This is a genomic window from Pandoraea pneumonica, assembly GCF_049918595.1.
In the GTDB taxonomy this organism is placed as follows: domain Bacteria; phylum Pseudomonadota; class Gammaproteobacteria; order Burkholderiales; family Burkholderiaceae; genus Pandoraea; species Pandoraea pneumonica_A.
Genome location: NZ_JBNCRZ010000002.1, coordinates 1,067,778 through 1,080,376 on the forward strand (window position 1 = coordinate 1,067,778; position 12,599 = coordinate 1,080,376).

The following is a 12,599-nucleotide window of genomic DNA, read 5'->3' on the forward strand; positions in this document are numbered from 1 at the left end:
TCGCCATTTCACGAGACCAGCAGGCCGACACCATGACTTCCACCGTACAGATCCCGGATTTTCAGCAGGCAATGGCGTCGTTCCCGGGCGGCATTACCGCCGTGACCACGCGCAGCGTCGACGGCCCCATCGGCATCATCGCCACGGCGGTGTGCAGCCTGTCTGCCGAGCCGCCGTCGATTCTCGTCTGCGTTCACAAGAGTGCATCCGTGCACGACGCCATCCTCGACGCCGGGCGCTTTGCCGTGAATCTGCTGTCGACCGCACATCGCGATTTGGTCGTTCGGTTCCAGCAGCAGCGCGGCGCAGCACGCTTCGAGCCTAGCCGCTGGACGCAGTTGGAGACGGGCGCGCCCATTCTTGCGGACGCTGCCGTGGCGCTCGATTGCACGTTGCTCGATACGCACGACGGCTATTCGCACACGATCATCGTGGGGGCCGTCGCTGCCACGCGGCTCGGCAATGCACCGGACGCCGGGTGCTTGCTCTGGCATGGTCGGACGTACGCGCGCAGCAGTCCGCTAGCGGCATAAAGCGTGACGTCTCGCATGCGACATGGGGGAAGGTACCGGATTGACGCTATATCGAAATCACTCTAAGCTTTTTGAAGTGTGATTGAAATTCGTGAGGCGTACGTTTCACACGCCTCGTTTGCGTCTCTTCGTGTCCCCGATGCCGCTTCGCCATGCCTTCAAAGCCGAAAACTGTCACCGCCTCGCATTCCTTAGCACCCGCCGTGTCCACCGAGCCCACCGCGTTCGCCGATTCCGAGCCTGATACGCGCCTGAATGGCGACCCGCCGGTCGACCCTGCCGTGCAAGCCAGCGACATGGAGCTGGGCATGCGCTTGCGAGCGATGCGCACCGAACGCAAGTTCACGCTCAAGGACCTTGCAGCGCGCACCAACATGTCGATCGGCATGCTCAGCCAGATCGAGCGTGGCGTGAGTTCGCCGTCGATGCGCTCGCTGCGGCAGTTGTGCCATGCGCTGGGGGTGGATGGTGCGGCGTTGTTCGCCTCGACACCGGCTGAGGCAGCGGACGCCCCGAACACCTCCGAGCCCAATGAGTTCGTCGTCTGGGCTAGCCAGCGCAAGCCGCTGCGGCTCGCGGGGTCTGGGGTGACGAAGGCACGCATTACGCCGTCGAACTGCGCGTCGCTCGAAGCTTTCATGATGGAGCTCGAACCGGGCGCGGCGTCCGATTCGAATCTGCTGGTGCAAAGCGGCGACAAAGTGGGCTACGTGCTCTCCGGCAAGTTGCGCGTGTTCATCGACGACACCACGCTGGTCCTCGGCCCCGGCGACACCTACGGCTTTACGGGCAACCGGCCGTACCGTTGGGAGAACGCGTGGGATGAACCCACGGTGTTCATGGTCGTGAACAGCAACCACTTCTACGTCTGAGCGCAGCTCGCGCGCCGACCTCCGTTTTTTCCTTCAATTGTCGATGGGTAATTTATGGCTAGCGTTCTCCCCAAGCAGGTCGATGTCGCGATCATCGGGGCAGGCATCATCGGAATGAGTACCGCGTGGGCGCTGGCCAAAGCAGGCTTGCGCGTCGCGGTGTTCGAAAAGGGTGTGATCGCGGGCGAGCAGTCGTCGCGCAACTGGGGCTGGATTCGCACGGTCGGCCGCGACCATAAAGAGCTGCCGCTGGCCATGCAGGCGATTGGCCTGTGGACGGAGATTCAGGCGCAGCACGACGTGGGCTACCGTCAGACAGGCGTGGCGTATCTGGCCGAATCACAAGCTGACATGGACGGCTACCGTAAGTGGCTCGATAAGGCGTTGCCACTCGGCGTGCCTGCGCAATTGCTGGCGCGCGATCAATTGCCCGAACTGTTCAAGACGCGCTCGGCGCGCGACTGGGTCGGGGCGTTGCATTGTCCTGTGGATGGTGTGGCAGAACCTGAGCGCGCGACACAGGCGATTGCGAAGCTGGCCATCGCAGCCGGTGCGCAGGTCTTCGAGCAAACCGCCGTGCGCTGCCTCGATCGTGCAGGCGGACGCGCGAGCGGCATCGTCACCGAGCAGGGGCGGGTGTCGGCCGACGCAGTCGTGCTGGCAGGCGGTGCGTGGTCGCGTCTGTTCTGCGGCAATACAGGGGTGAACTTTCCGCAATTGAAAGTGCATGCGTCGGTGCTGCGCACCACGCCGGTGGATGCGGGGCTGGATCTTGCGATCAATGGCAAAGACTTCACGTGCCGCAAGCGCGCCGACGGTGGCTATTCGGTTTCGCAGTTGGGGGCATCGGTCGCCGATCTCACGCCAGACAGCATTCGCCTGTGCCGCCAGTTCTTTCCGGCATGGCTCTCGGAGAAGAAGTATCTGAAGCTGCGCGTCGGCAAACGCTTTCTCGACGAACTGATGATGCCGACACGCTTCAGCGCCGACGACGCCACGCCTTTCGAAGCGCATCGCACGCTCGACCCCGCGCCGGGGATGAAGTCGATTGGTGTGGCGCTCGACAAGCTCAAGCAGGCATTTCCTGAATTCCAGCCAGCGCAGGTCGCCCACGCATGGGCGGGTTTCATCGACGTGACGCCCGATGCGATTCCGGTGATCTCCGGTGTCGACAGCGTGCCCGGCTTTTATCTGGCGTCCGGTTTCTCGGGGCACGGCTTTGGCATCGGCCCAGCCGCAGGCGCGCTGATGGCGGACCTTGTGCAAGGGAACACGCCGTTAGTCGATCCGCATGCCTTCCGTCTGACGAAGTACGACCGACATTGATTCCATCACGTAACGAGGTGAGTTGTGGCAGAAAGTCATTCGCAATTGGTGCGCTTTAGCGCGGGTCCGCTGGTCAATCCGGAGATCGGCAAGCCGCGCCGCCCGATGGAAGGCGACACGGTATTTCGTAGCATGACGGGCTTCGAGGGCAACGGCGGACGCGCGTCGTCGGGCATCTGGGAAAGCACGGCGGGCAAGTTTCGTGCAGATACCACCGGGTATATCGAATTCGGTTACATCCTCGAAGGCGAATGCCGTGTGGTCGACCCGGACGGCACCGTGCATGCATTGCGCGCTGGCGATCCGTTCGTGATGCCCGAGGGCTACAAGGGACACTGGGAAGTCGATGCATTCGTGAAGAAGGTTTGGTTCGTGTCGCTGACGAACTAATCCGGACCTACGTCTCAACCTGCAACCGTCGGCTGATCTTTACGCGAGCGATCCTCGGCTGTCGTGCCGGATCGCTCGCATCCCCCAATCCGGCTGCCTATTTGGCCGGGATTCGAAAGTCAGATGCGCCGCTTCCGATGCGGCGACGTTCTCGCGTGTTAACCCCAACGTCCAACCGTTTGACCATCCGTAATTTTGAAAACGATAATGCAAACGTTTGCATAAATCGATAGCTTAGGAGACGGAATGAGACGACGGACGATCGCGCACGCAGTCATGGCGGTGGGGGGCGTGGTAGCTGCCGGCATGGCTTGCGCCGATGAGGTGCAAATCTACGGCAGGCTTTACACGACGCTGGAGTACAACTGGCAAAGCTCGGGCAATAACGGCCAGTCCACGCCGAGTACGACGCGCATGACGAACGACCGCTCCGTATGGGGACTGCGAGGCAACGAGAACCTTGGCGGCGGCTATCGCGCCATCTGGCAAATCGAGAGCGACCTGACATTGCCGAACGGCGCGGGCGGTATGGCATCACGCGATAGTCGCGTCGGCCTCGACGGCCCCTTCGGCACGTTCTTCCTCGGTAACTGGACGACGCCGTTTACCGAATCGACCAAGGCGTTCGATCCGTTTTATCCCACAACGGCGGGCTATATGTCGCTCATGGGGAACGGTTCCGCACCGTCGGCAGATAACGTGAGCAACACCACGTCGTTCGACCGTAGACAGCAAAATTCGGTGAACTACGTCTCACCGACCTGGCGCGGGCTGTCCGCTGCCGCGCAATGGGGGGTGAATCAGGAGCGCGTCGCGCTCTCACGCAACCCGATGCTCTTGTCGTTTTCGGTGACCTACACGGCGGGGCCGCTTGTCCTGACTGCGGCGCAGGAAAACCACCGCGACTACCAAGGCAACCACACCGAAGACAACGGCACGAAGATCGGCGCGTCGTACCGGCTATTCGCAGGCACGGTCGTGTCTGCGGCTTACGAGCGCTTGCGCTATCAGACGCCAACCACTGCCGTGCGGCGCGACGCTGTCTACCTGTCGCTCGTGCAGCGGCTCGGCCCCGGCAACCTGATGGCCGGTGTGACATGGGCTGGCAACGGCGTGGGGAATACGAAAACGCCGATCGGCTTCATCTCCAGCGGCTCGGAGACGGGGGCCATGCAATACACCCTCGGCTATGACTACGCGCTTTCGCGTCGCACGTCGCTCGTCGCCTTCTACAGCCACATCACCAACGGTTCGCGCGCCTCTTACAACTGGGCGATCAACAGTGTTCCGAACGTTACCGGCGGCAGTCTCTCGCTCGTCGCCCTGGGCATGAAGCACGCCTTCTAAGGCGCCCCTTCCGGAGAAACAACATGATGACTCAACCCGATCACGCGCTCGAGGTGCCTGTCACGGCACCGGGACGCAAACCCTGGTATCGCATTCTCTACGTGCAAGTGCTGATCGCCGTGGCGCTTGGTGTCGCCCTTGGCGTTGCGTCGCCGGTGCTGGCCACCGAGATGAAGCCGTTTGGCGACGGCTTCATCAAACTCATCCGTATGGTGATCGGACTGGTCGTGTTCTTTACCGTCGCCACCGGCATTGCTGGCATGCGCGACATGAAGCGCGTCGGGCGTATCGGCGGCAAAGCATTGCTGTACTTCGAGGTCGTCTCGACGTTGGCGCTGCTCTGCGGCATCGTGGTCGCCCATTGGCTCAAGCCGGGCAGCGGCTTCAACGTCAATCCCGCAACGCTCGACGCGCGCGCAGTCATGAACTACGCGACGCAAGCCAAAGCGCAGAACGTCACTGATTTTCTGCTGCACATCATCCCGAACACCGTGATCGACGCGTTCGCCACTGGCGACATTCTTCAGATCATCGTGGTCGCCGTGTTGTTCGGCCTCGCACTGTCAATCGCGGGTGAGCGCTGCAAACCCGTGGTGGAGGTGCTCGACGGCGTGTCTCACGTCGTCTTCGGCATGGTGAATTTGCTGATGCGGGCCGCGCCGTTGGGTGCCTTCGGGGCAATGGCCTTTACCGTGGGCAAGTACGGCTTTGCCGCGCTGGCGCCGCTCGCGAAACTTGTCGGGGCGTTCTATCTGACGTCGGCCTTCTTCGTGTTCATCGTTCTCGGCCTCATTGCGTGGGGCGCCGGATTCAGCATTCTTGCGTTCCTGCGCTACATCCGCGAGGAAGTGTTGATTGTGCTGGGCACCAGTTCGTCCGACCCGGCACTGCCCACGCTGATGAAAAAGCTGGAGCGGCTGGGTTGCTCGCGACCGCTCGTCGGGCTCGTGGTGCCCACGGGCTACGTCTTCAATACGGACGGCAGCAGCATCTATATGACGATGGCGGCGTTGTTCGTAGCGCAAGCCACCAATACGGAACTCACGCTCACGCAAGAGTTAATGGTGCTCGGCGTGGCGATGCTGACGTCCAAGGGGGCGAGCGGCGTACAAGGTGCCTCGTTTGTCGCGCTGGTCGGCACGCTGGCCGTGGTGCCTGCGATTCCGGTATCCGGGATGGCGCTGATCTTGGGTATCGACCGCTTCATGAGCGAGGCGCGTGCCTTGGTCAACGTGATTGGCAACGGGGTGGCGACGCTCGTCATGGCGCGCTGGGAAGGGGAGATGAGCCGCGAGACGCTGCGCCGCAATCTGGCGACTGAACTGGCCGCGACGACAGCGCCCGCATCGCCGTAATCCGTGGCACACCGACGTTACCGATCGCGCTGCCAACATCGAAAAATGCAAACGTTCGGCGCCATTATTTTCACTTTGTCCGATTTGGATCTGTCGTATGCTCCCCCCATACCTCGATCAAACCGGCCAAATAGCGAATTTTGATGCAAACGATTGCATTTTCTCCCGAGCAAACCCTTGCCAGCGAAGGACGCTTCTTATTCGTTGCAGAGGGTGGCGTGTGGCTGCGCACGGGACGGCGGGCGTATTGCGTGATGAAAGGGTGGGGCGCCTGGGTACCGCCCGGGGTCCTCACCACGGTCTGCGCGCTCGGTGACCCGACGATCGTCGAGCTTCAGATCGCCGGTGAGGCGTGCCTCGACTTACCTGACAGCGTCACGCTTTTGCACGGATCCGAGCTACTGCGCAGCGTATTTTCGGCCTATGCCGCCGGCGAGACCAGCGACCATGCCAAGGAGGCATTGGGCATCCTGCTCGCCCCCGAGTTGCGTGCGGCACCGCTCAGCCCGTCGGCACTGACTGTCGACATGCCGTCGCAAAACAGCCGGCTTGGGCCGCTGTGCGATGCGGTACTGCGTGAACCGACCCGGACGCACACGCCGATGGAAGCCGCCACAGCGGCGGGCATGAGCACGAGGACGATGAGCCGACTGTTCAATCAGGAACTGGGGACGTCGATGGCAAATTGGCGTCGCGACGTGCAAATTGCCACCGCGCTTTGTGCGCTTGAGAATGGGCAATCGGTCACCGACATTGCCGATGCCCTCGGATTTCGCGGCTCGGCATTCTCCACATTCTTCAAGGCCAAACTAGGCTGTACCGCGCGTGCCAAACGCAATCAGGCACCCGCGCAGTCGACCGGTCGCGATCGGCGAAGCAGCCCAGCAGCGGTCGGGGGCGTCTAGCCCCGCGAGTTTGCCCCGTCAATTTTCGCTAAAGATCACTCTCACTTTGAACGTATGAAGCGCGCCCGCCAGATTGGGCGGCGGTGGCGGCATTGCCGCACGTTGCACGGCAGCAATGGCGGCTTGATCAAGCGTCGCGACGCGGCCCGGCCGTGTGACGTGCACGTTCGACACAGCCCCGTCCTGATAACCGAACTCGACGTCGATGTTCGCGGCCAGCCCCATCCCCTGAAGGGCTGTCGGATAAACCACCGCCGCTTGCACGGCCGCACGCAGCTTCGCGATAAATCGCTCGTCCGGTCCCGACGATGCGCTAACCGGGGGGATCGCGGGCTCGGGCACAGCCACGGCAGACGGCGCAGGCGGGGCGTCGGCACCGGCCACCGTTTTTATCGGCGGTGCCTCGGCGCTGACCGGCTCACGGGCGTGCGACGCCTGCGGCTTGGGTGCTGGCTCATGCTTCACCGGCGTCACCGGCTTTGGGTGCGCCTTGATCGGTTCTGGTGGTTTGACCGTTGGCACCGGCGCTGCGACCGGCTCAGGTTCCGCCATCGACAGCATCACCGGCGCATCGGCGCGAGCGGGCTTCGGTGTCGACGTACTGCGCGCGAGCCATCCTGCGGTTAACCCAAGCAGGATCGCCTCCAGTGCCAGCGCCGCTGCCATAGCGCGCCATGGCCAACGCGCAGGCGCCGCCGTATCGTGGAATTGCGACCTAGCGCTTACGCCGCGTGTGCCGGGCAAGGCCTCCGAATGCAAAATCGTCGTCATGGGGCCTCTTTCGCGGCAATGCCGATCTGCGTGACTCCCGCCGTACGGCAAGCGTCCATCAGTTGCGTCAACTGCTGCACATTGGCCGCTTTGTCGCTGGCAATGGTCACGACCGTGTGCGCGGGGTCATGGGCGCGCAGGGTGGCGCTCAGGGCGTCGAGCGTGATCGGATGCTGGTCGGTCTCGATGCTGCCGTCGGCGTGGAGCGCCACCAGCACTTTCGGGTGCGGCAAGTCCTGAGCGGTCGAGCTGCCGGGCAGCTTGGCCGACATGCCCATCGACGGCATCATCTTGAGTGTGATCATGATGAAGAACACCAACAGGAAGAACATGATGTCGATCATCGGCACGACTTCGATGCGCGCCTTCTTCGTTTCGAAATATCGCATCGCGGGCTCTCAGGCCGAAGCGCGTTCGTGACGCAGCACCACGCCAGTGGGCTCGGTCGCCTGCTGCGCGACGCTGTGGCGATTGAGCAGCAGACGCTTGAGCGTATCCATCTGATGGACGGTCTGACGCACAGTGTCTTGCATACCGTTGAAGAACCACATATGGGTCATGGCAATCGCCAGGCCGCAGGCCGTGGCAATCAGCGCTTCAGCCACACCCGAGGTGACTTGTGTGGGGTCGCCACCGGCCGCACCCAGCACGTCGAACGCGTGAAACATGCCGACGATCGTGCCGAACAGACCCAGCAGCGGCGCGACGGTAATCACCGTGTCGAGCACCCAGAGGCCACGATCGATACGCGGCACTTCCAGATAGATCGCTTCGTCGATGGCGGCTTCCATGTCGCCGTGATGCACGCGCTTGAGATTGTGCGCATAGGCGTCGAGCAGACGGCCGTGCGGCAAACCTGAAGCGGCCGCGCGCAGCTCGTCGGCATCGTGCGCGTCGATCACCGGCAGTGCGCCGACTGCCGTCACGATCCGGGCACCGCCACGGAATGCCCGGCGCAGCCGCAGCCCGCGATCCACGATGACAGTGATGCCGACGAATGCCAGCAGCACCATCAAATAGAGCGTGCCGCCCGACGACATCGCCAGTTGATTGAATTGACTCAGATCCATGCAAATTCTCCTTTCGAGGTAACGCGCACCGGCCGCAAGCGCAGGCGCAGGCGGCCGGTAAATGGGCTGCCAGTTAGATTTCGGCGCGCAGGTTGACGTAGAAGCTGCGGCCCGGCACGAAGTAGTAGAGGAACTGGTTCGGATCCGTCCCCTTGCTCGTATCGGTCGCGGCAGGGCCGAGGTTGTCGGTGATGCGGTGCGTGTCGAACAGGTTGTCGATGCCGAACGACACACGCACCTTCTTGACGACCGAGCTGAGGTTGTTGAAGTCGCGCGCGATCATCATGCTGGTGACGTTGTAGGGGCCCACCTTGTAGATCGAGCCGTCTGCCGCACCGTTGCTGCCCTGATACATCGAGCCGACAAATTTGGTGTTGATACCCGCGTGCCACGGCCCCTGATCGAAATTGAGGGCGATGGCGGCCGTGTACTGCGGCACGAACGAGATGCGCTGGCCGGACTTCCAAATCTGCGAGCCGGTGCCGTTCTGTGTGTAGGTGGCGTTGTTGAGCGAGCCGTTCGCGTAGAACGAGAAGCCGCTGCCCAGCAACACGTTGCCCTCGGCTTCAAGGCCGGTGTAGCGCACACCACCCGCATTGAAGTAGGTCGCGTTCGCGCCCGATCCGTTCTTGGTGATGTAGTTGCTGAATTCGATCAGGTAGGCATCGGCATTGAACGTAAATCGATCGGCCTTGAGCACCGTCCCGATCTGGTAGGCCATCGACGTTTGCGGCTGAACATTGTTGTTGCCCGACGGATTGGCCGAGTACATCGTGTTCAAGTTCGGGCCGAGCGCGCCGCGCGACACTTGCGCGTAGCCCGACCACAGCGACGTGAAGCGATAGTTCACGTCAAGACTCGGTAGCACGCTGTCCCACGACTTGGTGGCCGAGGTGCCGGGCAAGTTGTTCTGAAGCACGTTGGCCGTCAACGAACGTTCGAAGTGCTGATAGCGAATGCCCGGCGTGACAGTCAGGGCATTGGTCGCCTTCCATGCGTACTGCGTGAACGCCTGCGCCGTATTCACCTCGTCGACCATGTCGTAGTAGGTGTTGCCGTACGTGGCGTTCTGTTTGACCGACTGCCCGGTCGTGGCGTCGTAGGCGAAACGATTGCGCGGATTGCGCGTGTGCTCGAACCAGAACCCGCCCGTGAACGTGCCGTACGCGTCCGTATGCGTTGCCGCGAGCGTGTCGCCGTACGTGCGGTACTCGTTGAGCTTCACCGCGGCGGCGATATCGGTGCCCGACTGGCCCGCAGCGAAGGGCTTGGCGGCGCTCAATGCCGAGAGCGGGGACGAGGTGTTATCGCCGTTCAGCTCGTGGCTCAGGTTGTAGTAGTAATACGTGTACAGCTTGTTGCTCAGACCCCAGCCGTTGTCGAAGTCGTGTTTGACGTCGATGTACGCGAACTCGGTGTTCTTGTCCTGATAGTTGTAGCCGTAGTAGTTCGGGCTCTTCGGGTCGGCATTCAGGCCGTAGTTGTAGCCGTACTGCGCCACCTGATTGAGCGTGGCGCCGCCCGGATTGTTGAAGTGGATCTTGTCGTACGCGTAGACCCACGTCACCAGGGTGTTGCTGCCGATGGGGGTAACGCCCTTGAGGAAGATGTTGGTGTTACCCACGCCACTGTTGCTCAACGCGCCGTTCGAGTCGGTTCGCTGAATGTTCAGGAAGACGTTCGAGTCGAGCAGCCCGGGCATGATGCCGGTGGTGATGCCCAGGTTTTCCTGCCATGTGGCGTGTGAGCCGATGGTCTGCGAGTACTCGATCTTGCGCGTGGGGCTCAGCGTCGGCGAGAACAGGTTCACCGAGCCGCCAAACGTTGCATAGCCGAGCGTGGTGGCATTGCCCGGGCTGCGGTCGATGGTCACGCTGCCGATCGTCGCTGCGGGGAAGTACGAGGTGGTGTGGTGCGAGAAGTCGTTCGTGTCGCCGAACGGAATGCCGTCGTAGGTGACGTTGAACTGACCGTCCGGAAACCCGCGCAGCGTTTGGTTCTTGGCTTCCGACAAACCGAGGCCGTTGGGCGACGAGCTGCTGTAGCTCGGCGCAATACGCAAGATCGTGCCGTAGTCGGCTTGCGGGTTGATCTGGTTGGCGATGTAGTCGCTGCTGATCTGCGTCTGGGGCGACGTCGCTTCCAGCGGTGCTTGCGTGAGCGCCTTCGCCGCGGCGGCGGTCGGTGCCTTGCGCGACTTGGCAGCGCTCACGTTGACCGGTGCACCGACGTCGGACGCCGAGACGTCGCCGATGTCGGTGGCAGGCGTGGTCTGGGCATTCGCCGTGCTCGCCAGCACGGCAAGCGCGATGGCCGTGAGCGTCAGATGCGGCGTTACTTTGCGGTTGAGGCGCGGTGCATGCGTCGACTGAAGTTTCATGACTTGGGTTCGTTCTCTTTGGAAGTTGTGCCGGCCGGGTATGGCCGGCAACCCTGATTGGTCGTGCGGATGGGTGCTAAATCGTTACGGGCAGACAAGGGCCGTTCAATTCGCGCGTTTGCTGAAATTCAACCCCGGGAGTGATGTCGTGCCTTCGCTGCGAACTGCGTCGAGGGCGGTCGGCTTGAGCGCCAGCGCTTGGAGCAGCGTCGGCGCCACCTGACGCGTCGACACTGGCGTGTCTATTTCCTGCTGCGCTATGTCGGGACGGGAGATCAGCAACGCGACATGACGGTCGTCGTCATGAAAGCCCCCGTGTTCGGCGACCTTGCTGCCATGCGTGTAGATCACGCCGTATTTCGTCTCGATGGCGATGTCCGGCACGCGGCTGTCGCGGCCGACACGGCCCCAGCCCGGCGGCATGTCATTGCCCGCGTAGACGTGTTCGATACCCAGCGCATCGGCATTCGCACGCAGGGCGCCCGCAACCGCCTGCGTCGCGCGCGGCTGCTTGAGCCACAAGAGGCCCACGTCGTCGAGCGTGGCCTTGGCGAGGGCATCGGGTGCGCTTTGGGTCACCACATCGAGCACGCGCTTGCCGTCGATACGGCGAAGTTGCCCCGGCGCGATGGGCGATTGGCCATGTTTGGACGCAATCACCACGAGCGTCGATGCGTCGAGATGGCGTGCGCTCAGCGCATCGAGCAAGCGTTGCAGCGATCCGTCGATCTGGTCGAGTGCGGCGCCAATGGCGACGCCGGGCATCGCATGGGTGTCGAGATAGCCGTCGCCCGATTTCTGGGCCACGCTCAATTGCTGGAAGTTCATGCCGAACAGGCGCGGCACACCGGGTGTCGCATTGCCGCTGCTGTCACGGCCATCGATTTGCCGGAGCAGGGCGTCGACCTTCAGGTTGTCGTAGGCAGGGAAGGCGGCCAGTTTTTCACCGACGGCGGCAATCTCCGGCGTGTAAAGGTCGTCGACCCCACGCCCGCTCGGGCCGTGCACAAAGTCGTAGGCCAGATGTTTGTCAGCCCAAGCGGTGCGCCCACCGGCGGCCCGCACGACTTCGAACACCGTGTTCACACGCAGATAGTTGTGCGGGTAGACCGGGGCGCACTGGCGGGCAGGGTCGCGGGGTAACCGGGCCGGGTCGATGGCGCCGCCACCGTCGATGCGCTTCGGATCACGATCGATCGATTCGTCGTAGACCACTTCTGCACCGAGACGGTGCTTCTCGTGGGTGCAGTCTGCGCCCGCTGGCGACAGGTGGCGATCAAAGCTGTCGTCGTAGTACACGCCCGATGTCACGGGGTTGGCACCGCTAATCAACGCCACCATGCCCGGGAACGAATCGGACGGCACCGGCGTCAGTGCGTTGCGATACATCACACCGTGCTGTGCAAGGGTGGCGAGTGCCGACGTGGGATGCGCCGCGACGTAACGTGCGAGATCCTGCTCATGCATCCCGTCGATGCTGATCAGCAGGATGCGTTCAGCCGGTGCGATGGCCGGTGCACGCGCCAGTGGGTCGGCTTGCGCAGCCGTCGCGGCCAGCATGGCGCATGCCAATGCGGCATGGGTGACGACGCGGGCGGTCATCTGCGGGGAGATGCGGAAATTCTTGGGCTTCATGGAGATGATGCATCC

Annotated in this window: 12 protein-coding genes; 7 read left to right on the top strand and 5 right to left on the bottom strand. The window is 62.8% G+C overall.

What is annotated here, in order from left to right:
* Positions 1-32 precede the first annotated feature (32 nt).
* The 7 genes from ACPWR9_RS11290 to ACPWR9_RS11320 all read left to right on the top strand — a co-directional run bounded on the left by ACPWR9_RS11290 (position 33) and on the right by ACPWR9_RS11320 (position 6,728).
* The gene (locus ACPWR9_RS11290) at positions 33-533 is read left to right on the top strand and encodes a flavin reductase family protein (protein WP_426296860.1); all 501 of its coding nucleotides are present in this window, start codon (positions 33-35) and stop codon (positions 531-533) included.
* 203 nt (positions 534-736) lie between these two features.
* Positions 737-1,405 (top strand): helix-turn-helix domain-containing protein, encoded by a 669-nt coding sequence (locus tag ACPWR9_RS11295; protein WP_426296859.1) that lies wholly within the window; start codon positions 737-739, stop codon positions 1,403-1,405.
* A 54-nt stretch (positions 1,406-1,459) separates the two neighbouring features.
* Positions 1,460-2,731, top strand: coding sequence for an NAD(P)/FAD-dependent oxidoreductase (locus tag ACPWR9_RS11300; RefSeq protein WP_426296858.1), 1,272 nt, complete (start codon positions 1,460-1,462; stop codon positions 2,729-2,731).
* A 24-nt stretch (positions 2,732-2,755) separates the two neighbouring features.
* Positions 2,756-3,121, top strand: a complete 366-nt coding sequence (locus ACPWR9_RS11305) for a cupin domain-containing protein (protein WP_246182389.1) — start codon at positions 2,756-2,758, stop codon at positions 3,119-3,121.
* A gap of 246 nt (positions 3,122-3,367) precedes the next feature.
* Positions 3,368-4,468, top strand: a complete 1,101-nt coding sequence (locus tag ACPWR9_RS11310; protein ID WP_426296857.1) for a porin — start codon at positions 3,368-3,370, stop codon at positions 4,466-4,468.
* Positions 4,469-4,494: 26 nt separating this feature from the next.
* On the top strand, positions 4,495-5,823 hold the full coding sequence (locus tag ACPWR9_RS11315) for a dicarboxylate/amino acid:cation symporter (protein WP_426297951.1): 1,329 nt from the start codon (positions 4,495-4,497) through the stop codon (positions 5,821-5,823).
* Positions 5,824-5,966: 143 nt separating this feature from the next.
* On the top strand, positions 5,967-6,728 hold the full coding sequence (locus ACPWR9_RS11320; RefSeq protein WP_426296856.1) for a helix-turn-helix domain-containing protein: 762 nt from the start codon (positions 5,967-5,969) through the stop codon (positions 6,726-6,728).
* An 18-nt stretch (positions 6,729-6,746) separates the two neighbouring features.
* Here ACPWR9_RS11320 and ACPWR9_RS11325 read toward each other — a convergent pair whose 3' ends face one another.
* The 5 genes from ACPWR9_RS11325 to ACPWR9_RS11345 all read right to left on the bottom strand — a co-directional run bounded on the left by ACPWR9_RS11325 (position 6,747) and on the right by ACPWR9_RS11345 (position 12,584).
* Positions 6,747-7,499: a TonB family protein gene (locus ACPWR9_RS11325; protein ID WP_426296855.1), complete on the bottom strand. Its 753-nt coding sequence runs from the start codon at positions 7,497-7,499 to the stop codon at positions 6,747-6,749.
* On the bottom strand, positions 7,496-7,888 hold the full coding sequence (locus ACPWR9_RS11330) for an ExbD/TolR family protein (protein WP_426296854.1): 393 nt from the start codon (positions 7,886-7,888) through the stop codon (positions 7,496-7,498). Before ACPWR9_RS11330 ends, ACPWR9_RS11325 begins: the two co-directional genes overlap by 4 nt.
* 9 nt (positions 7,889-7,897) lie before the next feature.
* Positions 7,898-8,569 (bottom strand): MotA/TolQ/ExbB proton channel family protein, encoded by a 672-nt coding sequence (locus ACPWR9_RS11335; RefSeq protein ID WP_426296853.1) that lies wholly within the window; start codon positions 8,567-8,569, stop codon positions 7,898-7,900.
* A gap of 73 nt (positions 8,570-8,642) precedes the next feature.
* Complete coding sequence (locus ACPWR9_RS11340) at positions 8,643-10,949, bottom strand: TonB-dependent receptor (RefSeq protein WP_426296852.1); 2,307 nt, start codon at positions 10,947-10,949, stop codon at positions 8,643-8,645.
* Positions 10,950-11,054: 105 nt separating this feature from the next.
* Positions 11,055-12,584, bottom strand: coding sequence for an alkaline phosphatase family protein (locus tag ACPWR9_RS11345; protein ID WP_426296851.1), 1,530 nt, complete (start codon positions 12,582-12,584; stop codon positions 11,055-11,057).
* Between the last annotated feature and the right edge of the window lie 15 nt (positions 12,585-12,599).

Coding starts and splice junctions, on each gene's coding strand:
- ACPWR9_RS11290 (WP_426296860.1), top strand. CDS start 33: ATGACTTCCACCGTACAGATCCCGGATTTTCAGCAGGCAATGGCGTCG.
- ACPWR9_RS11300 (WP_426296858.1), top strand. CDS start 1,460: ATGGCTAGCGTTCTCCCCAAGCAGGTCGATGTCGCGATCATCGGGGCA.
- ACPWR9_RS11310 (WP_426296857.1), top strand. CDS start 3,368: ATGAGACGACGGACGATCGCGCACGCAGTCATGGCGGTGGGGGGCGTG.
- ACPWR9_RS11315 (WP_426297951.1), top strand. CDS start 4,495: ATGACTCAACCCGATCACGCGCTCGAGGTGCCTGTCACGGCACCGGGA.
- ACPWR9_RS11320 (WP_426296856.1), top strand. CDS start 5,967: ATGCAAACGATTGCATTTTCTCCCGAGCAAACCCTTGCCAGCGAAGGA.
- ACPWR9_RS11325 (WP_426296855.1), bottom strand. CDS start 7,499: ATGACGACGATTTTGCATTCGGAGGCCTTGCCCGGCACACGCGGCGTA.
- ACPWR9_RS11330 (WP_426296854.1), bottom strand. CDS start 7,888: ATGCGATATTTCGAAACGAAGAAGGCGCGCATCGAAGTCGTGCCGATG.
- ACPWR9_RS11335 (WP_426296853.1), bottom strand. CDS start 8,569: ATGGATCTGAGTCAATTCAATCAACTGGCGATGTCGTCGGGCGGCACG.
- ACPWR9_RS11340 (WP_426296852.1), bottom strand. CDS start 10,949: ATGAAACTTCAGTCGACGCATGCACCGCGCCTCAACCGCAAAGTAACG.
- ACPWR9_RS11345 (WP_426296851.1), bottom strand. CDS start 12,584: ATGAAGCCCAAGAATTTCCGCATCTCCCCGCAGATGACCGCCCGCGTC.